This is a genomic window from Brevibacterium atlanticum (genome assembly GCF_011617245.1).
Classification (GTDB): Bacteria; Actinomycetota; Actinomycetes; order Actinomycetales; family Brevibacteriaceae; genus Brevibacterium; species Brevibacterium atlanticum.
Window position 1 is genome coordinate 605,021 of sequence record NZ_CP050152.1, and the last position, 22,089, is coordinate 627,109.

Here is a 22,089-nt window from a genome sequence, read left to right on the forward strand (position 1 = left end):
TTACGTCGGCGGCGGAAAATGGTAATTGTCCGAATCTCGATCCGCTCGGGCGCTGCACGGACGAATATCCCCAGCGGCTCGGTCCCAGGTGAGCCGTTCGATGCCGGAGAGGACGAGGTGGAGTCCGACGATGAACTCGGACTTCGCATCGAACTTCGCGAACTCGCCGAGGACGGAGTGGACGAAGGGGAACTCCTGCTCATCGAAGCTCGACCAGCGGTCGATCTGCTCGGCGAATTCGGCATCGGCATCGTCCATCGCGTCTCTGTCGATCGCCCCCTGGGAGACCTCCGCGCCCATGCCTGAGGCGTAGTTGACCACGGCCAGCGAAGCGTGGAACTGAGTTGTGAGGTCGAGCTCGGTGCGCTGGAGCGCCTGGCCGATCCGCTCCCAATAGGTCAGCGAGTTCGGTTCGTCCGGACCCGCCTTGATGAGCTGTCCGGCGAGCCAGCGATGCTCGATCATCTGAACGAACAGGCAGAGGACGAGACGGCGGATGTCGGCCAGCGCCTCGGCCGTGGCCGTGCTCGTCGACTCTGCTATATCGATTCCCGGGTATTCGGCGAACATCGGCGGAGTCGCCTCACCGGCATCGATGAGCTCGTCGGCATCGTCGAGGGCGCGCCCGAGGAGTTCGTCGGCGACGATCGCCATGAGCTCGTCCTTGCCTGAGGCGTACCAATAGAGGCTGGCCACGCCGCTGTCGAGCTGGGCAGCCAGCCCACGGAGGGTCACCTTCTCCGCGCCGACGGCATCGAGCGTGGCGATCGCTGCTTCGATGATCTGGTCGAGTGAGAGCGAAGCCCGCGCACGGGACTGCCTGCCGCCGCCTCGGCGACGGAGATCCGCGCGGTCGGCCCCGCGCGCTCGAGCTGCCGCTCCGCGGGCCTGGGCCGCTGCTCGGCGAGACTGCCCCGCTTTCCGGGCTTGAGTCGATCGTTGGATCCGCGCCGCTCGGGCGGCTCGGGGATCGGATTCGGTCGCTCGAGGATCCGCCTCGGCGGATCGGGGAGAATGCGGGGCGCGACCACGCGAGCGCGGGTCCGAGCTGCCGCGCGGATGCCGGGGTGTGTCAGAAGCCATGGTTCGAATCTACCGAGGGACTTGCCAAGTATCAAACAACGTTCTATTCTCGAACATGGTTCGACTTACTCGAACAACGTTCCATAAGCGAACGCGGTTCGATGAATTTCCTCCCTTCGATCTGAAAGGACCGCTATGACTACCCCAATCCCAGCTCTCGGCGCCGTCGAGACTCCGTCGCGCAAGCCGCAGAGTCTCCGCGCCGCCTGGCCCGCCCTCGTCGCCCTGTGCCTGACCATGCTCGTCGAGATGGTCGACAACTCCATCCTCAACATCGCGCTGCCGACGATCGGCCGCGACCTCGGCGCCTCACCGACCGATCTGCAGTGGATCGTCGGCGCCTATTCGCTCACCTTCGGCGGCCTGCTCATGGTCGGCGGCACGATGGGAGACAAACTCGGCCGACGGCGCACCCTCCTTGTCGGGCTCGCTCTCTTCGGACTCGCCGGACTCGCCGTGCTGCTCGTGACCACGCCGGCCCAGCTCATCATCGTGCGCGCCCTCTCCGGCGCTTTCGCCGCCTTCATCGCCCCGCTGACGATGTCCCTGATCTTCCGACTCTTCGATCTCGACGAGCTGCGCAACAAGGCGATCGGCCTCATCATGGTCGTGTCGATGATCGGCTTCGCGCTCGGTCCGACACTCGCCGGGCTCGCCATCGCCAGCTGGCCATGGCAGGCCCTCCTCGTGCTCAATGCACCCGTGGCAGCCCTGGCCTGGCTGGGTGTGCGCTTCGGTATCGCCCCCGATGATCCCGCCGACCGTCGCACCGGCGGCGCCGACGTACCCGGAGCCGTGCTCTCGGTCGCCGCGCTCGGCTTCCTCCTCTACGGCTTCACCGCCGGAGTCGAGAACGGCTGGACGGCCCCGCTGACCATCGCCGTCTTCGCCGCCGGCGTGCTCTCACTGGTGGGCTTCATCTGGCGGGAGAAGACTGCGGCGGATCCGATGCTCGACATGAAGCTGCTCGCGCTGCCGACGGTCAGCGGCTCGGCGATCCTCCAGACCGCGACGATGATCGCCATGGTCGGTGTCATGTTCGTCTCCACTCAGCTCTACCAGTTCGCCTGGGGGTGGACGCCGCTGCAGGCCGGGCTCGCGAACCTGCCGTTCGTCGTCGGTATGCTCCTCGCCAGTCCGTTCGTCGACCGTGCCGTCGCGAAGTACGGTCACCGCGCGGCATCGATCGGCGGCGTCGGCCTCGTCCTCATCAGCCTCGTCATCTGGATCTTTGCGCTCTCGCACGGATTCCTCTGGTGCGCGATCGGCATGCTCATCATGACCTTCGGCATGCGGACCGTGATGACCACCGGCGCCGTCGCGCTCGTGGGCGCACTGCCCGAGACGCACACTTCGATCGGTTCGGCGCTCAATGACACCGCGCAGGAGCTCGGCAATGCCGTGGGTGTGGCGATCGTCGGCACCATCATGGCCACCGTGCTCGGGTCGACGCTGCCGCAGGGTGCCTGGGATTCGGCGATAGTCGCCGGCTTCATCCACTCCCAGCAGATCTCGTTCACCGTACTCGCCGGCATCGTCCTCGTCCTCGGGTTCATCGGGGCGCGGACACTGACGAACTCGAAGGCCACCGAGGATCACTGAGTCCTTCGACGCGCACTGAAGCGCACTGAAGCGATCGATGAGCACTGAAGCGTTCGACGAGCGCTGACAGCTACGCGGCCGCCTCGGCGCTCATGTGAAGACGTGGCCCCGCCTCATTCCCCGAGGTGGGGCCATGCTTATTGCTCCGCTGGACGCAGCGCTGCCTCATTCCGAGGCGGGGCCGCGCGTATCACTCGACGAGGCGGAGCTCGCGGTAGCGATTGAGCGCGGCGGCGATCTCCTGAGCACGGGGCCGGGTGATGTGTCCCGGGTGGTCGCGATGACCGGTGAGTCCGTCGATGCCCTGCTCGTCGAGCATCTCATCGATCTCCGCCAGCGCCTCGGTGATCGCGGTCCGACCGTCGAAGATCTCCGCGAGGTATTCGAGGGCCTCGGCGACGCCAGCCGTCTGCTGGGCATCGACGATCTGAGAGACGGCGAGGAGATCGATGAAGGCCCTGCCGAACTGGATCCGGTCCGTGCCCTTGGCCCGCGCGGACTTCGTCTTCGAGGCCGGACGCAGAGCCTTCGCCGTCGGGACCCGCGGCGCCGGGGTACCGACGGAGTCGTCATCAGTGACGGCGTCGTCATCGGTGACTGCACCCGAGAGTGCTGCGGGGTCGATGCCGACGAGTTCGTGCGCCTGCTCCGTGACGTCGCGTGGGATGTAGGCGTCGAGGGCGATGACGTGGTCGGCGACCTCGAAGAATGCGCTCGAGCCGCCGGCGACGAGCACCGTGGAGACACCTCGGCGGTCGAGCAGAGGTCGGACCCGGTCGACGAAGGGGGTGATCGGCTCCCGTTCTGCAGGGATGAGGGCGCGCATCCGACTGTCACGGATCATGAAATTCGTCGCCGAGGTGTCCTCGTCGATGAGCAGCGTGCGCGCGCCGACCTCGATCGCCTCCACGAGGTTGGCCGCCTGTGAGGTCGACCCGCTCGCATTCGTCGTCGAGAAGGATCTCGTGTCAGTACCGGATGGGAGATTGGCGATGAAGGGAGAGATATCGTCTCCGGTCACGGCTCGACCGTCTTCGGCGCGAATCGCGGTGGCGCCGGGATCCGCGATGACCCATTCGCGTCCGTCGCCGGCGATGTGCGGATGGACGCCGCGTTCGAGTGCGCGCAGAATCGTCGATTTGCCGTGGTAGCCGCCGCCGACGATGACGGTGACCCCGCAGGGGATCCCCATGCCCGTGAGGCTGCGGCCGCTCGAGAGTTCCACCGTGTGCTCGAGCTCGGGAGGAGAAGCGAAGGGGACGGCATGCGCGGCGTCCATCGGTTCATCCGAGTCGCCTGCGCTGCGGGGGAGGATCGCGCCGTTGCCGATGAAGCCGACCAGGCCGGCCTCACCGAGGTGGTCCCGCAGCTCCAGCTGATCGCGGTGGAGCTGCACATGCTGACGGAATCCGTCGACGCCGCCGTTCCATTTCTCACACAGGAACATCGCACGAGCGAGGTCCGGCAGATCCTGGGTGAGGAGATCGGCGGCGCGATGGCCGAGGATCCTCCGGCCGCGAGCGGGCAGATTGACCAGCAGTCGCGCTTCGACACCGGCATCGTCGATGCGCACGTTCGTGCGCTCGAGCACCTCCTGGCCGGGGCGGCCGAGGATGATCGCCTTCCGGTCGAACCGGCCCAGCGCGGTGTTGCCGGCGCGGAGCAGGTAGTCGGCTGCGGCGATGCGGTCCTGCCGATCAGTGATCAGTTCGGGCGGGAGTTTTGCGTCAGCATGCTCGATGCGCACACGCACCTTCGACGGCGAGGCGAAGGGGTCGGCCTGGACGCGGTCGACGAACAGGGTGACCGAACCGAACCGGTAGCGCCCTCGGATCTGCTTGAGATTGCCGTAGCTGCGGCCGTCGAGTCCGTGCAGTGTGTCCGCGAGATTCGATCGTTGGGGGCTCATCCCAGTCATGCTACGGGATGCACCACCCACGGTGACCACTCAGAAGTGGCCTCGGTCCGGAGGCGACTGCTCGGTGCTCGGTGCCCGCTTAGGCCGCAGCGCGGATTCCTGCACGCCGGTCGCTATTCGGCGACCGGAGACCGCTCTACGTCCCTCGTTCAAGGAGCAGCGCGGATGTCGACTCGTCGACCTTTCGACAAGTGCGCGCCACCTTGAACGAGGGCTCGGGACGGGGCGGAGGGGTGAAAAGTGCGCTTCGGCTTGAACGATGGGTCGGAACAGGAACGACGGGGTCGGAAGAGCTGATCACTTCTCTCGGGCGGAATTCACTCAGGCGGAGGTATTCTCGCCGAGGTAGAACGCCGCTGCGTTGCCCCAGAACACGGCGTCGGCTTCGTCGGGGGTGAGGGCGTCGCGGATGAGTTCGAGGTCGGAATCGGCGAACGGGCGTTCGGCCCGGGTCGAGGGCAGGTCGGTGCCGACCATGAGCGCACTCGGGTCGGTGTCGACGATGAGGCGGACCACCTCGGCGGGGTCGAGCTCCACCCGTCCGAACCCGGTGGCCTTGACCTTGACCCCTCGTTCGACGAGCGGAAGGAGGTTGCGCAGTCCGTCGGCATGCATGCCGAGGTGATCGATGCTCACCGCCGGCAGATCGGCGATCTTCGCGGCGAGGTTCTCATCGATCGTGCGCGCGTCGATGTAGAGCTCGGAGTGCCAGCCGACGAGATCATGAACCCGGCGGGCGAAGCGCTCGAGGTCATCGAGGGTGGCGGACCCGCCACGGGCGACGTTGAAGCGCAGCGCCTTGACTCCCGCCTCGTCGAGGGACTTGATGACGCCGTCGCTGGTCTCCGGCGGAAGCTGGGTGACACCGACATAACTGAAACCCAGCGCCTGCAGTGCCTCGACGAGGTAGCCCTGGTCGAAGCCCTGGAACGATCCCGAGACCACGGCGCCGCCGGCGATGCCGAGACCGTCGATGCGGGCCTGGTAGTCGGCGACCGTGAAGGGATCGGGCATGAAGCCGTTGTTCTCGATGAGCGGATGACTCGGATCGATGATGTGCAGGTGGGAGTCGAAGATGCGCGGGTGTGCGGGCGTGGTCATCGGCGGGCGCCTTCTGTCGGAGTCTGCTGGGACTGGTGGTGGTCAGGAATCAGTGCGCCTGCGCGGCGATGCGCTCGTCGAAGCGTGTGCGGCTGACGATGCCGCGCTTATGCGTGCCGACGCTGATGACGGCATGCTCGTCGCGAGCTTCGACGGCGAACTCGAGACTGCGGTGGTCCGCATGAGTCACAGTGACATCGATCGTCACCGTCGACCCCGGAACCGTGGGTGCCTGATGGCTGAGGTCGACGTGGGTGCCCAGGGTGAGATCATCTTCGCCGAGGTGGTCCTTGATCGATTCGACGCACGCCCATTCGATGATGGCGACCATATATCCGGTGGCGAGGACGTCGGGCATCTCAGCGAACCCGGGCGCCTCGGGGAGGATATGCGGCACGGTCCTCTCCGGCGGGACGGTGTACTCCATGCGGTGAGTGAGTCCGGCGGCGAGTGATTCGCTCATCGAGTCTCCCTGGCAGTAGTTGTAGCGGCTGGCGATGTTCTGGCGGGCGTTGCGGCAGATGAGGTGGACGGCGAGTGTGCGGCAGGAGCCGTGGTCGGAGCACCTCGGCGATGAGCCGCGCCTGCGAACTGAACTGCGCAGAGAGCGTCGGCTTCGGCACCCCTGACTCCGCGACGATGCGGTCGACGCCGATGGCATCGGCGCCTTCGGTGCAGAGGGCGGAGGCGGTCTCGAGGATGTGCCCGCCGGATCGGGACAGATCCATGCCATGAACTTACAGGTCTGCAAATTTTCCGGTCAAGGGTCTGTCGTCGCCGGGAGAAGCGTGAGCTCCAGGCGTTCGCCGGGCGACTCGTCGTTCACGGCGCAGCGCAGTCGTCGATTCGTGCGCAGTTCGACAGACGCGCTGCGCCTTGATTGACGCTGGAGGAGCACGGAGTCTGGATATCGGTACCGGGGGTAACGATCGCGTTAAGGGATCGGTGTCGGAACCCATCGGGGTTCACGCCGTTATAGTGTGATGGAGTTCACAGAGTCGTGGACGGGCGGTGACGATCAACGGAGATCACGTCTCCGCCGCTTGGGCTCGAGAAAGGGCGAGGATGTCCGAACGGACGGCCGGATCAGCAACAGCGGACCCTGCACTGCAGACCAACGTCGATGACCTGATCGCGCAGTATGACGAGGAACTGCCGCAGCGCACTCTGACCCGTCGGCTCGACCTCGGCGTCGGTGTCGTCTGCTTCGTCGTCTCCCTGTTCGTGCTCGACCAGGTGTTCTTCCCGCTGCGACAGGGCAACCAGTTCTATCTCATGTGGTTCCTCGCCTTCGTGCTGCCGCTCGTCTTCGTCTGCTATCGGCCCGGCTTCGGCCGCAAGGCTGAAGCCGCCGACAAAGCCGCCGACAAAGCCGCCGGCAAAGCCGCCGACAAAGCCGCCGACAAAGCCGCCGACAAAGCCGCGGACGCGGCGGGATCGGCCACCGCCGGGGCCCCGGACGGGGTCGAGGACGGAAGCGCAGACGAGGGCACGGGCCGACGCTCGGGTGGGGCCGCCTCGGCGAAACCGGGCACGACGAACCCGACGAAACGTGCGAACTCCACGAAACGTGCGAAGAACGACAACCCGTCGATCATCGACTGGGCGCTCGTCGTCATCACCTTCCTCACCTGCGCCTACCCGGTGCTGCCGTTCTTCTCCGGAGGGTTCAATGAATTCCTCAACCGGCAGGGGTCCCTGACGACGCTCGACGTCATCATGGGCGGTGTCCTGCTGCTGCTCATCCTCGAAGCCACCCGGCGGACCACCGGGCTCATCCTGCCGATCTTCTGCGTCGCCTTCTTCCTCTACAGCTACTACGGCTCGTACATTCCCGTGAGCTGGCCGGGCTCGCATGCCGGGCAGAACTTCGACCAGATCGTCAACGCGCTCTACAACGACGCTTCCGGCTTCTACGGCATTCCGCTCGACGTGGCCGCGACCTACATCGTGCTCTTCACCATCTACGGTGCCGTGCTCGACAAGACCGGCGCCGCCAGCTTCTTCATCGACCTCAGCTTCTCCCTGTTCAAGAAGTCGAAGGCCGCGCCCGGCCGGACCGTGGCGCTGTCGGGCTTCCTCCTCGGCACCGTCTCCGGCTCCGGCACCGCCACCGCTGTCTCCCTCGGAGCGGTGACCTGGCCGGTCCTCAAACGGGCCGGGTACCCGAAGGAGAACGCCGGCGGAATGCTCGCCGCCTCCGGCATCGGCGCCATCCTGTCCCCGCCGACACTCGGTGCGGCCGCGTTCATCATCGCCGAACTCCTCAACGTCTCCTACGGACTCGTCCTCCTCTGGGCCGTCGTTCCCACCCTCCTGTACTACCTCGGCATCTTCCTCGCCATCGAGATCGACTCCCGCAAGATCGAGGTCGACTACTCCCCGCCGCCGGGACTGCGGTCGTGGCCGATCTTCAAGAAAGGCTTCTACCACTTCATCTCGCTGGGCATCATCGTCGTCTTCCTCGCGCTCGGCATGGCACCGTTCAAAGCTGTCGTCTACGCCACGCTCGTCGGCATCGGATTCGGCATCATCGAGATCATCCTCGCCCGCCGCAGCGAACCGACTGGGATCCTCCGCGCCGTCTGGGACGTATTCTACGGAGCGCTGTCGACGGGAATCCGCTCCGTTCTGCCGGTCACCAGCGTGTGCGCGGCCGCCGGGATCATCGTTTCAACGATCACGAAGACCGGCCTCGGCCAGGTCATCTCCGACATCCTCATCAGAGGTGCGCAGGCGTTTTCGACCGATCCGACGGTCGTTCTGGTCCTCACCTGCATCTTCGCCGCCGTCGCCGTGACCGTTCTGGGCCTGGCGGTGCCGGTGACCGCCTCCTTCATCATCAGCTGGGTCATCGTCGGCCCCGCGCTCATCACCCTCGGCGTCCCCGAGGCGGCGGCCGCGATGTTCATCTTCTACTACGCCGTCCTCTCCGAGGTCTCTCCGCCGACCGCGCTGGCCGCGGTCGCCTCCTCGGCGATCACCGGCGGCCGCGTCATCGCCACGATGTGGCAGGCGTGCAAGTACGCGATCCCGGCCTTCCTCGTTCCGCTCGCCTTCACTTTCACCCCGGAAGGTGCCGCTTTGGTCGCGCAGGGCGGGTTCGTCGGCGCAGTGTGGACCGGTGTCGTCTCGGCCTTCGCGGTGGCTGCGCTCGCCGCCGGAGCGGGCGGATGGATCATCCGCCGCGCCGGCTGGCCCGAGCGGATCCTGTGCTTCATCGCCGCCGGAGCGCTGCTCTACCTGCAGCCGCTGTCGATGATCGTCGGATTCGCCGCCCTCGTCCTCGCCGTCGTCATCCATCTGGTCATCCGCCGAGGCGGGGGTGCGGTGGCGGGGGACGCGACGTCCGCCTCGGCGGGGGATCGCAGTGCGTCGGCGGGCTCGGCGACGGGGACCGACTCAACGGCCGCCTCGGCGAGGGTGATGACGAACTCCGACGGCCACCTCGGCGACGGGGACGACGAACTCAACGGCCGCCTCGGCGACGGGGATGACGAACTCAGACGACACCTCGAATGAACCGCCCTCGGCCGGATCACCGGTCGGGACCAACTGAGAAAGGGACGAAGTCCATGAAGCGAACGAAGATGTTCACGATCGCCGCGGCAGCCCTGGCCGCGGTGCTGACCATGAGCTCGTGCGGCGGCAAACGCGAAGCCGAACCCGCTGCCGAGGGTGGGGACGGCTGCACCGCCGCCTCGGGACAGATCACCATCGCCACAGGCAATTCGACGGGTGTGTACTACGTGCTCGGCGGTGGTCTGGCGCAGGTGATCTCGGACAACACGGACCTCAAGGCGACCGCCTCGGAGACCGGTGCTTCCGTGCAGAACCTCCAACAGCTGGCCAAGGGCGACTTCGACATCGCGTTCTCGCTGGCCGACACGGCCGCCGACGCGGTCTCCGGAGACGCGGACTTCAAGGAGGCCGAGGACATCTCAGCGCTGAGCCGCATCTACGACAACTTCACCCACGTGGTCGTGCGCAAGGACGCGAAGATCGAGTCGGTGGAGGACTTCAAGGGCAAGACCATCTCGACGGGATCGCCGAAATCCGGCACCGAGGTCATCGCCAACCGCCTCATCGAATCCGCCGGGCTCAAGGACGGCGACGTGACCAAGCAGCGCCTCGATCTGTCGAAGACCGTCGACGGGATGAAGGACGGCACGATCGACGGGATGGTGTGGTCTGGCGGCCTGCCGACTGCGGGCATCACCGACCTGTTCACCTCGAACGGAGGCGACGTCGAATTCCTCGACATCTCCGACCTCGAGGACAAGATGAAGGAGATCAACCCCGTCTACGAGGTGGCCGAGATTCCCGGCGACACCTACAAAGGCGTCGATACCGTCAAGACGATCGTGACCCCGAACGTGCTCATGGTCCGCAACGATATGGACGAAGGCACCGCCTGCGCCCTGACGAAGCTGATCTTCGACAAGCAGGACGACTTGGTCAAAGTCCACGCCGCAGCGAAGGAGATCAGCGCCGACACCGCCGAACCGCCCGAACCGATCACCCTGCACCCGGGATCGCAGAATGCCCTCGACGAGCTGAACAACTAGGGGGAGGTCGGCAGCGCAGCCGCTCGCTCAAGGCGCAGCGCGGATGTCGATTGGTGCTCCTTTCGGCATCCGCGCTGACGCTTGAACGACGGTGGCGAGGCTGGGCGTGCTGCGGTACGGGCGTATATCCGCGCTGCGCCTTGAACGACGATGGGATGAGCGTCGTTCAAGCCTCGGCGCACATTTCGATTCGTGCGCCGGTCGATAGGCGCGCTGCGCCTTGAACGGCGGCGCCGAGGCGATCGCCATGTGATGCGGTCGCAGCGCGCCCCGGCCGAACTCCGCGTTCAGACCTCGTCGGGGCCGACTGTCGGTTCGGGGAGGTAGACCTTGCCGCCCGAGGCGAGGAACTCGCGGCTCTTCTGCTGCATTCCGGCCAGAGCCGCCTGCGCCTCGGCGCTGCCGTAGGTGTCGCGGATGTCCTGAGAGATGCGCATCGAGCAGAACTTCGGACCGCACATCGAACAGAAGTGCGCGGTCTTGGCCGGTTCCGCGGGCAGCGTCTCGTCGTGGAACGCCTCTGCGGTCTCCGGGTCGAGGCCGAGGCCGAACTGATCGCGCCACCGGAACTCGAACCGCGCCTTCGACAGCGCATCGTCCCTGGCAGTCGCGCCGGGGTGGCCCTTCGCGACGTCCGCAGCATGTGCGGCGATCTTGTAGGTGATGACCCCGGTCTTGACGTCGTCGCGGTCGGGCAGGCCGAGGTGCTCCTTCGGGGTGACGTAGCAGAGCATCGCCGTGCCGTAGCGGGCGATCTCGGTCGCCCCGATCGCCGAGGTGATGTGATCGTAGCCGGGCGCGATGTCGGTCACGAGGGGACCCAAGGTGTAGAACGGCGCCCCGTGGCACAGCTCCTGCTGGCGCTCGACGTTCTCGCGCACGAGGTGGAGCGGAATGTGCCCTGGCCCTTCGACCATCACCTGGACGTCGTGGGCCCACGCGCGTTCGGTGAGTTCGGCGAGGGTGTCGAGTTCGGCGAACTGGGCGGCATCGTTGGCGTCGGCGATCGAGCCTGGCCGCAGTCCGTCGCCGAGTGAGAAGGCGACGTCGTAGCGGGCGAAGATCTCGCAGAGTTCGTCGAAGTGCGTGTAGAGGAAGTTCTCCTCATGATGAGCCAAGCACCAGCCGGCCATGATCGACCCGCCGCGGGAGACCATCCCGGTGACCCTGTTGGCTGTGAGCGGGACGTAGCGCAGCAGCACACCGGCATGCACGGTCATGTAGTCCACGCCCTGCTCACACTGCTCGATGACGGTGTCTCGGTAGATCTCCCAGGTCAGAGCGTTCGCATCACCGTCGACCTTCTCCAGCGCCTGGTAGATCGGGACCGTGCCGATGGGGATGGGGGAGTTGCGGATGATCCACTCCCGGGTGGTGTGGATGTCGTTGCCGGTCGAGAGGTCCATGAGGGTGTCGGCACCCCACTTCGCGGCCCATCGCAGCTTCTGCACCTCCTCGGCGATGGAGCTGGTGACGGCGGAATTGCCGATGTTCGCGTTGATCTTGACGAGGAATGCCTTGCCGATGATCATCGGTTCGGACTCGGGGTGGTTGATGTTGTTCGGAATGATCGCACGGCCAGCCGCGAGCTCCGAGCGGACGAGCTCGACATTGCACTGCTCGCGCAGGGCGACGAAGCGCATCTCCGGGGTGATGACGCCTTGGCGGGCGTAGTGCATCTGGGTGACCGTCCGTCCGGGCTTGGCACGGCGGGGAACCGGTTTGCGACCTCTCCACTGCTGCGAGGGCGCACCTCGGCGGACGGCGGCGCGTCCGTCATCGGCGATGAGGTGGCCGCGGGCCTCGTAGGTCTCGCTGTCGAGGCGGGAGTCGATCCAGGGGAACCGCAGCGCGGGCAAGCCCTCCTCTGGGACGCTGCCCGGCCCGACGGTGCGGTAGACCTCGACGGGGTCGTTGGCCAGTCCGTTGGAGTCGTCGAGTTCGATGCGGGTGACGGGAACGCGGATGTCGTGCTCGGTGTCCTCGAGCCACGCCGGGGAATGGGTCGAATACTGCTCGAGGGTGCACGATTCGCCGGCCGAGGATTCCTCAGTGCTGCGATCGGAGATGTTGCGCGTGGTGGCGTCTTCCTGCAGGGCTTCCTGCAGAGCAGGCGAGTTGCGTGAAGCAGTGGCTGGGACGGATGTTTCAGGGGTGAATGCAGTCATCTGCAGTCCTCACTTCCTACGCCGGTATCAACCGGATCAGGTTCTACGGTCTCGGACGATCCAGTCCGATCTCAGCCCTTGCAGTGGGCTCCCGTGGGGTCGTGCAATTCGTATCACGACTGCTGTGGTGAGGACAAACTCGGCGCCGTGGGCCGGGCGCGGGAGAAGAGCTGAGCGGAGTGAGGTGAGTGGTCTGGACTTCCCTCATGGATGGGCGAGGAAGCGCGTTAGGCGAAGTTCGTTCGGTCCGCGCAGCTCGATCAAGGCGCGGCACGCTTATGGAGCTGTGCACCGGTCGACAGATGCGCTGCGCCTTGATCGACGTTGGTGGCGCGCAGGGCGGTCGAGGGAAGGGCACATTTCCGCGCGGCGCCTTGAGGAGCCGCGCGAGCGGGTGCGTGTGCGAAGGCGCCGCGTGGTCAGGCTCCCTGGAGGAACGTCCTTGCGACTGCGCCGAGGGCGACGACGTCGGAGACCGCGACCATCTCGCGGGCCGAGTGCATCGAGAACAGCGCCGGCCCCACATCGACGGTCGTCATACCCAGACGGGTCGCCGTGAGCGGACCGATCGTCGATCCGCACGGCATCGCATTGTTCGACACGAAGTCCTGGTGCTCGACCCCGGCCGCCGCGCACGCCCGCGACCACACCGCCGTGCCCACGGCATCCGTGGCATAACGCTGCTGAGCGTTGAGCTTGAGCAGAGGACCGCCGCCGAGGCAGGGGCGGACATGCGGATCGTGCCGTTCCGGATAGTTCGGGTGGGCGGCATGCCCGGCGTCCGAGGACACGCACACCGACGCGGCGAGAGCGGCGAGGTAGTCGCTGCGCGTCGAGTTCGGCAACAGGGAGGCGATGATGCGTTCGGTGACGTCGGCGAGGAAGGGTCCACACGCACCTGAGCGCGAGTTCGACCCGATCTCCTCGTGGTCGAAGGCGGCGAACAGGGCGATGGCGTCGAGACCATCGGCGTCAACGTCGGCCAACGCACTGACACCGGCGTGGACGGACAGGAGGTTGTCCAACCTCGGCGAGGCGAAGAACTCCTCACGGGCACCGAAACGGCCCGGCTCCTGGGCGGGGATCGTGTAGACGTCGTGTCCGACGACCGACTCAGGATCCACCTCGGCGGCGGCGGCGAGGAGGTCGATGACATCGGCCTCGGCGAGATCGGCCAGGCCGATCACCGGAGCGGTGTGGCGCTGCTTGTCCAAGGTCAGACCGTCGTTGACCTGCCTGTCGAGGTGGATGGCCAACTGTGGGATCCTCGCGATCGGACCGGTGCGGGCGAGCACGACACGCCCGTCGGCGAGGCTGAGGCGCCCGGCGAACGCGAGCTCGCGGTCGAGCCACGAATTCAGCAGCGGTCCGCCGTAGATCTCGACGCCGACCTGGCGCACGCCCTCGGCGATGTAGTCCTCGCCGGGTTTGAGTTTGAAGGCCGGGGAATCGGTGTGGGATCCGAAGACGCGGAACCCGGGGACAGCCTCGGCGGTGGTCGTGGGGTTGATCCACGCGATGATCGCGCCGTCGCGGACGACGTAGTGCCCGGACCCGGGCGTCAGCGCCCAGCTCAGCGTTTCGTCGAGGCGGGAGAACCCGGCCGCCTCCAGGCGGGCGGCGGCGGTGGCGACCGCATGATACGAGCTGGGGGAGGCGCTGACGAAGTCTGCGAGGTCGGCGACCGTCTGCGCGGCGGTGTCGGGGCTCGGGTGCGATTCACTCATTTCCCCAGCCTATCCTTTGCGGTAGTTTGGATGACAAAGGGTTTTGTCCCAGGCGTCGGGTCCTCCCGGATTCGGCGGCTGTGGCGGGTGATCCCCGACCCGGTGACCGCGGCAGCGAAAGCAAGGAGTGTTCGACGTGAACCAGTTCGTGACTGAGTGGAACACCTGGCGCGACTCACGAAACTCGGCACTGGCGAAACCCTTCGGCTGGCTCAGCGTCGTCGGACTGCACTGGCTCGATCAGGAATCGACGTGGCCCGGTGCTCCCGGCACCTTCACCGTCGCCGACGGCTGGGTCACCGTGGCCCTCGAATCGGGTATCAAGGCCGGACCCGCCGCAGAGACCTTCGACCTCCTGAGCCGTGCCGGTGGCGGCAACGGCGGTGCGGCCGGTGCTGGGGACGGGGCCGGCGGTGCCGGGAACGGTGTCGGAGGCAGCGGCGGGGTGACCAGGGCGACGAGCCCGTCGGTGCCCAGCGACACCTCGACCATGCCCACCGTGACCGAACAGCTCGCCGCAGAAGACGGGGCCGAGCCTGCACCAGAGCGCCCGCAGGTGCGCGTCGAGGACAACGGCTTCAGTGCCCACCTGCCCGCCGGCGGATCGCTCAACTGGTTCACCGTCGGCAACGTGCTCTACGAACTCATCGACCGCGGTGGGCGGATCGGCGTGCGCGTGCGCGATTCGAAGTCACCGCTGCTCGGCAAGTTCTTCGAGGTCCCGGCCTTCGACCCGAATCCGGACTTCGTGTTCCTCGGCCGCTTCACCCGCTTCGACCCGTTCCCGACGCACACGATCGAGACCGCGCAGGAGGACCTGCAGCTGCAGACCCAGGCGGCCGGGACGGTGACCTTCGAGACCGAACAGGGCGAGGTCAGTCTGCTCGCCACCGGCTGCCCGAAGACCGGGCTCCAGCTCGACTTCCACGACGGCACCAACGGCAGGACCACCTCGGCGTGGCGGACCATCGACCTCGGTGTGCCGAACCAGGACGGTTCGCTCGTCATCGATTTCAACCGTGCGGTCAACTACCCGTTCGCGTTCACCGCGTTCGCCACCTGCCCCGCCCCGATCGAGGGCAATGTCGTTCCCTTCGACGTCACTGCAGGTGAGCGGCGTCCCCCGTTCTTCTATTCGGAGGCCGGGATCAACGTTCCGTTCCTGTTCTACGTCTGGTGGGACGAAGACAGCGCCGAGGTGACTCGACCCTGGTACTCCCGCTTCGGCCTCGACATCACCATCCTCAACCCCACCCAGGACGAGGAGCGGGTCTCGCTCGTCGGCTTCGACGGGGTCGCGATGTCCGGCGGCGACCTCGGACCGCTGGGTCGCAAGGCGCGGTCGCGGCTCATCGACGTCGCCACCGAGGCATTGACCTCCCGGATACCGGTCATCGGCATCGGCGCGTACTCCGCCTTCGTCATCCAGGCCCAGCGGGAGCTGCGCTCGCAGCAGGGCTACAACGACGGCATTGACGTCGAATACGAGGCATCGGCGGACCGGCTGCTCATCGTGATGAACAATGAGCTCGAACCGGGCAGGGCCGGGTTCGACGTCGTCCACCAGGACGCCAGCGGACTGCTCTACGTCGAGATGCCCTTCGATATTCCGCTCGAATCCGAGCGCACCGAGGTCGAGGACTTCGCCGCGGCGATGGAGGCGGACAGCCCGATCACCAGCTGGCAGGAATTCGACTACCGCATGGTCGCTCTCATCCGCCACCACCGCTGACCCGCGGTCGCGGTCGCGGGCGCGAAACGCCGCACGCCCCGACGCGCCCACGTCTCACCCCCAGAACCACCTGACGGCGGCCCAGCAACCTCGCGCGAGGTTGCTGGGCCGCCGTCAGGTAGCAATTACCAGATGGTGACTCGGTCTGCTGGGGCGAGGTACATTGCGTCGCCTTCGGCCACCTCGTAGGTGTCGTGGAAGGCCGTCATGTTCTTCACGACCTGATTGCACCGGAACTCCTCCGGCGAATGCGGGTCGATCGAGAGCCTGCGCACGCGTTCCTCAGTGCGCATTGTCGACCGCCAGGCCTTCGCCCATGCTTCGAAGAACTCCTTCGCCTGCTCCGCCGACGGTGTCACCGGCACACCGGGCGTCCCGGCGCGTTCGCCGAGTTCGAGCTCGAGCGCCTTCCACCCGATCGACAGTCCGCCGAGGTCGCCGATGTTCTCACCGACCGTCAGTGCCCCGTTGACGTGCTGATTCTCGTCCAACCCGGCCGGCACCAAGGCCTCGTACTGGTCGATGAGCGCCTTCGTGCGCTCTTCGAAGAGCTCCCGATCCGACTCCGTCCACCAGTCGACGAGGTTGCCGTCCCCGTCATAGCGTGACCCCTGATCGTCGAAGCCGTGTCCGATCTCGTGTCCGATGACCGCGCCGATCGCCCCGAAGTTCGCCGCCACTTCGCCCTCGGCGTCGAAGAACGGCGGCTGCAGGATCGCGGCCGGGAAGACGATCTCGTTCATCACCGGGTGGTAGTAGGCGTTGACCGTCTGCGGGGTCATCAGCCACTCGGTCCGGTCGATCGGACCGCCGATGCGACCCACCTGCCGAGCGTGCTCAGCCTGCGAGCAGCGCCTCACATTCCCGACCAGATCGGAGGCGTCGATCGTGGCCGGGTACTCCCGCCACACCTCCGGATAGCCGACCTTCGGGGTGAACTTCGAGAGCTTGACCAGCGCCTTGTCCTTGGTCTCCGCGCTCATCCAGTCGAGGTCCCGGATCGAGGCGTCGTAGGCCTTGATGAGCATCGCCACGAGGTGGTCGATGGCGTCCTTGGCCTCGGGCGGGAACTCTTCCGCGACGTAGAGCTTGCCCACGGCCTCACCGAGGTAGCCCTCGACGAGGCTGACCCCGCGCTTCCAGCGCTCCCGCAGTGCGGGCGTGCCCGAGAGGGTGCGGGAGTTGAAGTCGAAGTTCTCCTCGACGAACTCATCGGAGAGCAGCGAGGCGGTGTCGGAGACGACGACGAAGCGCAGCCAGGTCTTGATGGTCTCGAGATCCGTCTCGGCCCACACCTTCGCCATGCCCGTGACGAACGAGGGCTGGGAGACGACGAGGTACTTCAGGTCCGTCGCATCGGCGGTGAGGATGCCCAGGTAGGAGTCGAAGTCGAACTCGGGCCCGAGGTCGCGCAGTTCGGCGATCGAGTATTTGTTATAGGTCTTCTCCGCATCCCGGCAGGCGACCCGGTCCCAATGGTGGCGGGCGATCTCGGTTTCGAACGCCATCACCTTCGCGGCCACCTCGGCGTCGGAGACTCCCGACTTCTCACCGAGCCCGGCCAGGGCGGCGATCTTCTGCACATGCGCGAGGAACTTCGCCCGCACCTCGGCGTGGTCGTCGTTGAAGTAGTAGTCCTCATCGGGCAGGGAGATGCCGGCCTGGACGAGGTAGAGGGCGTAGACGTCGGAGTCCCTGGCATCGGCGGTGACGTACCCGCCGAGCACACCCCCGATGCCCTCGGTCTCGAGCCGGGCCAGCAGTGCCGCGAGCTCGGACTTGTCCTCGGCGGCGTCGATGGCCGCGAACGTCGACTCCAGGGGTGCGACGCCGAGGTCGTTGATGCGTTCGACGTCCATGAACGAGGTGAAGAGGTCGGCGACCTTCTGGCCCTCGGTTCCGGGTTCCTGAGGGGTGTCGGAGACGGAGGTGATGATGTCGCGGACCTTGGTCTCGGCGGTGTCGAAGAGCTCCCGCATCGCTCCGTCGCCGGCACGATCGTCGGGGATGGTGAAGGAATCGATCCACTCACCGTTGATGTGCCGGTAGAGGTCGTCCTGCGGCCGGATCGAGCCGGATGAGGTTTGAGAAGTCATGGTCCAACAGTATCGTGATCAGTGGGCGATCCGTGCTGAGAATCTGCGGCGCAGCATCGACGAGGAGGAGCGAATGAGTATGGCATCCGTCGTGTTCGTGTGCACCGGCAACATCTGCCGGTCCGTCACCGCCGAACGCGTGCTTGAGCATCATCTTGCCGTCAACGGCGCCGAGGCGGTCGTCGACTCCGCCGGAATCAGCGACGAGGAGGCCGGCAACCCCATCGACCCACGTCAGGCGCGTGTGCTTGCCGCCGCCGGCTACCGCACCGGTGATCATGTCGCCCGCCAGATCACTCCCGAATGGCTGGCCGACCGCGACCTCGCCGTGGCGATGACCGCCCGCCACTACCGTGCCCTTGAGCGGATGATCGCCGATCTGCCCGCCGAGGCGGCCCCGGAGCTGCGGATGCTGCGCGAGTTCGATCCGCGGGTGCCCGATGTCCCCGGTGCGGGAGGGCAGGCGACCGCGGATGATGTCGGAGAGGGCGGGGCCGCCTCGGCGAAGGTCGACGGAGTGCCCGCGCCCGACGTCGAGGACCCCTGGTACGGGGAATTGAAGGATTTCGAAGAAACTCTTGAGACAATCGAGGTGTCCGTGCCGGGAATCACCGACCGACTGTATGCATTGGCGGCGGCCTCTCGGTGATACTGGTAGGCAGAAGCGTGTCGGCACGGCCGATATCCCAGGTACGCCTTGAAGGAGAATCTCTCATGACCCGATCCGCCGCTCGAACGAAGTGGTCCGCTCTCAGGATGAGCTTCGCCGCTCTGCTGGTGGCGGCGATGAGCGTGTTCGCGTTCGCGCCCGCCGCCAGCGCGCACGACCAGCTGGTGTCGTCGAATCCCGAGGACGGCGCCGAACTCGATCAGCAGCCGAAGTGGCTCGAGATGACCTTCTCCGGCAACATCCAGGAGGTCGGCTCCGAGGTCACCGTCGTCGTCGACGGCAAGGACGTCTCCGCAGGTGAGCTGACCGTCAAGGACAAGAAACTGTCTGTGGCACTGCCCGATGACCTCAAGCCCGGTGACTACAAGGTCACCTGGCGTGTGGTCTCGCAGGACGGTCACCCGATCTCCGGGGACTACTCGTTCGCGATCAAGGACTCCGAGGGTGCCGGCGGTTCGGTCGAGGAGTCGACGAAGGCCGGACTCGGCGGCGGTGTCGTCGACGAGCCGGGCAAGAACAACGAGGACCGCGGCGAGATCGGCGAATCCACCGGCAGCGACTCGGGAATGTCGACGCCGATGATCGTGCTGCTCTCCGTCGGCGGCCTGGCGATCATCGTCATCGTCGTCCTGCTCATGCGCCGCAAGTCCAAGGGACTGCCCGGCACCAAGGGCGACTGAGGCGCACTCGGACAAACTCGGGCCCGGAAGCGATCGCTTCCGGGCCCGAACTTCTGTCGTGGCGGCGATCCGGTGACGGGCGGTGATCCGGAGTCGGGGCGGCGATCCGATGACGGGCGGCGATCCGGTGACTCGGCGAGGTCGAGTGCCGGTCTTTGTTCGCGGGCCCCAGTGGCATCCACGGAATTCGGGACACTCTTCTCTCAAATACTCACGTTCTTCTGTGAGGATTTCAGAGAAACGTGTGCCTTGAGGGCCGAGCGGTGGCGGGCCCGGCAGTGTGACCAGGGCGGTAGGGGGCCGCTCAGCGTGTGCCAGGCAACTCAGGGTGCGAAGCGCAGCAGGCGGTCGTCGTCCGGGCCGGGGTCTCCGCGACCGTCGGTGTTGTTCGTCAGCACGTACAGCGAACCGTCGGGGCCCTGCACCACATCGCGCAGACGACCGTATTCTCCCGTCCACAGAGAGGTGGAGTCGGCAAGGTCGTCGAGGGGTACTTGGTGCAGGCGTTCACCGCGCAGGCCGGCGATGACGATGGACTTCTCGGTGACGGCCAGTCCGCTGGGGCTCGCTTCGTCGGTCGACCACTGCTGCACAGGGTCGATGAATTCGGCGTCGCCCGCGCCGCCATCGCCACTGCCGGCACCGCCACCAGCGGTACCGCCTCCACCGCGCCCATCCTCGGCGATGCCTTCGACCTCGGGCCAGCCGTAGTTGCCGCCGGGTTCGATGACGTTGAGCTCATCCCACGTGTCCTGCCCGAATTCCGCGGCGTACATCCTGCCTTCGTCATCCCAGCCGAGCCCCTGCGGGTTCCGGTGGCCCATGCTGTAGACGAGGGAATCGCCGAAGGGGTTGTCCTCTGGGGCCTCTCCGTTGGGCGTCATGCGCAGGATCTTGCCTGACAGTGCGTCCTCGTCCTGCGCACTGTCACGATCGCCGGTGTCGCCGAGCGTGGCGTACAACATCCCATCGGGTCCGAAGGCCAAGCGCCCGCCGTTGTGGAAATTCGCCGTGGGCAGTCCGTCGACGATCGTCTCGGGGTCACTCAGAGACAGATCCCCCGCCTCGCCGCGGAGGTCGAACCTGACGATCCGGTTCTCCTTATCGGCGGCGAAGAAGGCATAGAGCCGGTCGTCATCGACGGCGAGACCGTGGAGGCCGGCCTCGCCTCCCGCGGAGACCTCGTCGATGCGACCGATCTCCCGTGCCCGCCCGCCTCCTGAGATCTCGAGGATGCGCCCGGAATCGCGCTCGCTGACCAGGGGTGTGTCGCTGATGAAGGCGACTGACCACGGGGCTTCGAGCCCGGTGGCGATGACCTCAGGGGAGTCGGCATCGGGTGCTCCCGCAGCGGAATCCGATCCCGACCGTGTGCTTGACGATCCGGAGTCCGCCCCCGCCGAGGTGGCTCCCGGCTCGCGTCCGTCCCGACCGTCGGTCTCGCCGGAGCCGGACGAGCAGGCCGTGAGCAGGGCTGTCACGGCGAAGGCGACACCGGTGAGTCGCCTCTGGCCCGGCATTCGGCGGCGCCGGTCAGACAGCAGAGTGGACTGAGAGGGTCGATGCGGGTGGGCCGTGGAGTCCACGGTTCCTCCTGTGCGTGAGGGCCAGTACCGTCCAGCCTAGCGTCTCGGGGCGGTGGGGAGAATGGCCGGCAGCTCGGCGAGCGGCCTCCTCTTGCCGGACACGTACCCGTCCGCTAGCTTTAGGTTAGCCTGACCTAAAATACTCCTGCGAGAGGGATTGAGATGAAGAAGTCAGTCGTTGCGTTCGCGTCGGCACTTGCCGTCGGATCGTTGGCACTGGGCGGATGCGGCAGCAGCTCCGCCGCCGATGAGGCAGACGAGTCGGCAACGATCACCGTGCCGACGGGCAAAGGCGAGGTCGAGGTTCCGAAGGATGCGAAGCGGATCGTGGCGATCAACGGAGCTGCTGCGGACACGGCTGCGGAGCTGGGGCGCAAGCCGGTTGCAGTGGCAGGGACAGTAGCCACGGGATCGAACGGACTCTATCCCTGGGAGCAGGACCTCCTCGGCGATGTCGCCGATGACTCGCTCGTCGACGGGCAGTCGTTCGCGGTCAACGTCGAGAACGTTGCCGATCTCGAACCCGACGTCATCCTGGCAGCACCGTGGAACGTCACCGACGATTCGGTCTACAAGCAGCTCTCGGCCATCGCGCCGGTCGTCACGCCGGATTCCGATGCGGCCAACCCCGACTGGGATGACACCGCGAAGGCAGTCGGCACGGCACTCGGCAAGGACAAAGAGGTCGACGAACTCATCGACAAGACGAAGCGCGACCTTGAGTCCGCCGGTGACGAACTCGGAGTCACGGGCAAGACGTACCAACTGATCTCCCCGCAGAAGGGCGAGATCTACTTCGGCAACGCGAAGCCGCTCGAACTCTACGGACTCAAGCCCGGTAAGCACCAGATACCCGACGAGGTCAACAACGTCGCCCTGTCCACGGAGAAGATGAACGAGCTCGATGCCGACTACCTCTTCATCTGGCCCCTCGACGGTGACGGCAAGAAGCTCGTCGAAGACAATCCTGCGTATGAGGATCTGCCGTCGGTGAAGAACGACTCGGCGATGTTCATCGACGAGAACTTCGCTGCGGCGATCAACGCGGCAAGCCCCGCCAGCCTCGAATGGCTGGATACCGAGAGCGGCATCGAGGACATCCTCAAGAAATGATCGGTCGCGGTCGCCGATCGCACGCGGAATAGAACCATCACGGTG

General features: G+C 66.4%; 16 protein-coding genes and 1 riboswitch. Of the genes, 7 read left to right on the forward strand and 9 right to left on the reverse strand.

From position 1 onward, the window contains the following. Positions 1-1,083: a TetR/AcrR family transcriptional regulator gene (locus GUY23_RS02655; RefSeq protein WP_166969496.1), complete on the reverse strand. Its 1,083-nt coding sequence runs from the start codon at positions 1,081-1,083 to the stop codon at positions 1-3. A gap of 135 nt (positions 1,084-1,218) precedes the next feature. Between GUY23_RS02655 and GUY23_RS02660 the strand changes: the two genes are divergently transcribed. Then, entirely contained in the window at positions 1,219-2,685 is a 1,467-nt protein-coding gene (locus tag GUY23_RS02660) for an MFS transporter (protein ID WP_166969498.1), read from the forward strand. A gap of 190 nt (positions 2,686-2,875) precedes the next feature. Here GUY23_RS02660 and GUY23_RS02665 read toward each other — a convergent pair whose 3' ends face one another. From GUY23_RS02665 to GUY23_RS18885, 4 genes are all read right to left on the reverse strand, one after another. Further along, on the reverse strand, positions 2,876-4,594 hold the full coding sequence (locus GUY23_RS02665; RefSeq protein WP_166969500.1) for an ABC-ATPase domain-containing protein: 1,719 nt from the start codon (positions 4,592-4,594) through the stop codon (positions 2,876-2,878). Positions 4,595-4,924: 330 nt separating this feature from the next. Then, the gene (locus tag GUY23_RS02670) at positions 4,925-5,704 is read right to left on the reverse strand and encodes an amidohydrolase family protein (protein WP_166969502.1); all 780 of its coding nucleotides are present in this window, start codon (positions 5,702-5,704) and stop codon (positions 4,925-4,927) included. 49 nt (positions 5,705-5,753) lie between these two features. Continuing rightward, the gene (locus tag GUY23_RS02675) at positions 5,754-6,167 is read right to left on the reverse strand and encodes a thioesterase family protein (protein WP_166969504.1); all 414 of its coding nucleotides are present in this window, start codon (positions 6,165-6,167) and stop codon (positions 5,754-5,756) included. Further along, positions 6,064-6,432 carry a TetR family transcriptional regulator gene (locus GUY23_RS18885; protein ID WP_166969506.1) on the reverse strand — a complete coding sequence of 123 codons (369 nt, stop codon included), beginning with the start codon at positions 6,430-6,432 and terminating at the stop codon, positions 6,064-6,066. The genes GUY23_RS02675 and GUY23_RS18885 overlap by 104 nt, the downstream gene beginning before the upstream one ends. A 337-nt stretch (positions 6,433-6,769) precedes the next feature. Between GUY23_RS18885 and GUY23_RS02685 the strand changes: the two genes are divergently transcribed. Both GUY23_RS02685 and GUY23_RS02690 read left to right on the forward strand, forming a co-directional pair. Beyond that, complete coding sequence (locus tag GUY23_RS02685) at positions 6,770-9,226, forward strand: TRAP transporter permease (protein ID WP_228282676.1); 2,457 nt, start codon at positions 6,770-6,772, stop codon at positions 9,224-9,226. A 53-nt stretch (positions 9,227-9,279) separates the two neighbouring features. Beyond that, positions 9,280-10,272 carry a TAXI family TRAP transporter solute-binding subunit gene (locus tag GUY23_RS02690; RefSeq protein ID WP_208085451.1) on the forward strand — a complete coding sequence of 331 codons (993 nt, stop codon included), beginning with the start codon at positions 9,280-9,282 and terminating at the stop codon, positions 10,270-10,272. 287 nt (positions 10,273-10,559) lie between these two features. Here GUY23_RS02690 and thiC read toward each other — a convergent pair whose 3' ends face one another. Both thiC and GUY23_RS02700 read right to left on the reverse strand, forming a co-directional pair. Continuing rightward, positions 10,560-12,440, reverse strand: a complete 1,881-nt coding sequence (gene thiC, locus GUY23_RS02695; RefSeq protein WP_208085452.1) for a phosphomethylpyrimidine synthase ThiC — start codon at positions 12,438-12,440, stop codon at positions 10,560-10,562. Beyond that, a riboswitch (TPP riboswitch) is annotated at positions 12,436-12,544 on the reverse strand. Its footprint overlaps the gene before it by 5 nt. A gap of 315 nt (positions 12,545-12,859) precedes the next feature. Further along, the gene (locus GUY23_RS02700; RefSeq protein WP_166969508.1) at positions 12,860-14,167 is read right to left on the reverse strand and encodes a M18 family aminopeptidase; all 1,308 of its coding nucleotides are present in this window, start codon (positions 14,165-14,167) and stop codon (positions 12,860-12,862) included. Between the two features lie 136 nt (positions 14,168-14,303). Between GUY23_RS02700 and GUY23_RS02705 the strand changes: the two genes are divergently transcribed. Further along, positions 14,304-15,899 carry a DUF1684 domain-containing protein gene (locus GUY23_RS02705; RefSeq protein ID WP_228282677.1) on the forward strand — a complete coding sequence of 532 codons (1,596 nt, stop codon included), beginning with the start codon at positions 14,304-14,306 and terminating at the stop codon, positions 15,897-15,899. Between the two features lie 125 nt (positions 15,900-16,024). Here GUY23_RS02705 and GUY23_RS02710 read toward each other — a convergent pair whose 3' ends face one another. Further along, positions 16,025-17,995 carry a M13 family metallopeptidase gene (locus GUY23_RS02710; protein WP_166969510.1) on the reverse strand — a complete coding sequence of 657 codons (1,971 nt, stop codon included), beginning with the start codon at positions 17,993-17,995 and terminating at the stop codon, positions 16,025-16,027. Positions 17,996-18,068: 73 nt separating this feature from the next. Here GUY23_RS02710 and GUY23_RS02715 point away from each other — a divergent pair, with 73 nt between their 5' ends. Beyond that, the gene (locus tag GUY23_RS02715; RefSeq protein ID WP_166969511.1) at positions 18,069-18,644 is read left to right on the forward strand and encodes a low molecular weight protein-tyrosine-phosphatase; all 576 of its coding nucleotides are present in this window, start codon (positions 18,069-18,071) and stop codon (positions 18,642-18,644) included. Positions 18,645-18,709: 65 nt separating this feature from the next. Further along, complete coding sequence (locus tag GUY23_RS02720; protein WP_166969513.1) at positions 18,710-19,345, forward strand: copper resistance CopC family protein; 636 nt, start codon at positions 18,710-18,712, stop codon at positions 19,343-19,345. A gap of 323 nt (positions 19,346-19,668) precedes the next feature. Here the strand turns inward: GUY23_RS02720 and GUY23_RS02725 are convergent, their stop codons facing one another. Beyond that, positions 19,669-20,931 carry a PQQ-dependent sugar dehydrogenase gene (locus GUY23_RS02725; RefSeq protein WP_228282678.1) on the reverse strand — a complete coding sequence of 421 codons (1,263 nt, stop codon included), beginning with the start codon at positions 20,929-20,931 and terminating at the stop codon, positions 19,669-19,671. A gap of 162 nt (positions 20,932-21,093) precedes the next feature. On the opposite strand from GUY23_RS02725, the gene GUY23_RS02730 reads away from it, so the two are divergent. Continuing rightward, positions 21,094-22,044: an ABC transporter substrate-binding protein gene (locus tag GUY23_RS02730; RefSeq protein WP_166969515.1), complete on the forward strand. Its 951-nt coding sequence runs from the start codon at positions 21,094-21,096 to the stop codon at positions 22,042-22,044. Positions 22,045-22,089 lie beyond the last annotated feature (45 nt).

Bases quoted from the DNA above. Each gene is read 5' to 3' on its own strand.
- GUY23_RS02655 (WP_166969496.1), bottom strand. From the start codon at position 1,083: ATGGCTTCTGACACACCCCGGCATCCGCGCGGCAGCTCGGACCCGCGC.
- GUY23_RS02660 (WP_166969498.1), top strand. From the start codon at position 1,219: ATGACTACCCCAATCCCAGCTCTCGGCGCCGTCGAGACTCCGTCGCGC.
- GUY23_RS02665 (WP_166969500.1), bottom strand. From the start codon at position 4,594: ATGAGCCCCCAACGATCGAATCTCGCGGACACACTGCACGGACTCGAC.
- GUY23_RS02670 (WP_166969502.1), bottom strand. From the start codon at position 5,704: ATGACCACGCCCGCACACCCGCGCATCTTCGACTCCCACCTGCACATC.
- GUY23_RS02675 (WP_166969504.1), bottom strand. From the start codon at position 6,167: ATGAGCGAATCACTCGCCGCCGGACTCACTCACCGCATGGAGTACACC.
- GUY23_RS18885 (WP_166969506.1), bottom strand. From the start codon at position 6,432: ATGGATCTGTCCCGATCCGGCGGGCACATCCTCGAGACCGCCTCCGCC.
- GUY23_RS02685 (WP_228282676.1), top strand. From the start codon at position 6,770: ATGTCCGAACGGACGGCCGGATCAGCAACAGCGGACCCTGCACTGCAG.
- GUY23_RS02690 (WP_208085451.1), top strand. From the start codon at position 9,280: ATGAAGCGAACGAAGATGTTCACGATCGCCGCGGCAGCCCTGGCCGCG.
- thiC (WP_208085452.1), bottom strand. From the start codon at position 12,440: ATGACTGCATTCACCCCTGAAACATCCGTCCCAGCCACTGCTTCACGC.
- GUY23_RS02700 (WP_166969508.1), bottom strand. From the start codon at position 14,167: ATGAGTGAATCGCACCCGAGCCCCGACACCGCCGCGCAGACGGTCGCC.
- GUY23_RS02710 (WP_166969510.1), bottom strand. From the start codon at position 17,995: ATGACTTCTCAAACCTCATCCGGCTCGATCCGGCCGCAGGACGACCTC.
- GUY23_RS02715 (WP_166969511.1), top strand. From the start codon at position 18,069: ATGAGTATGGCATCCGTCGTGTTCGTGTGCACCGGCAACATCTGCCGG.
- GUY23_RS02720 (WP_166969513.1), top strand. From the start codon at position 18,710: ATGACCCGATCCGCCGCTCGAACGAAGTGGTCCGCTCTCAGGATGAGC.
- GUY23_RS02730 (WP_166969515.1), top strand. From the start codon at position 21,094: ATGAAGAAGTCAGTCGTTGCGTTCGCGTCGGCACTTGCCGTCGGATCG.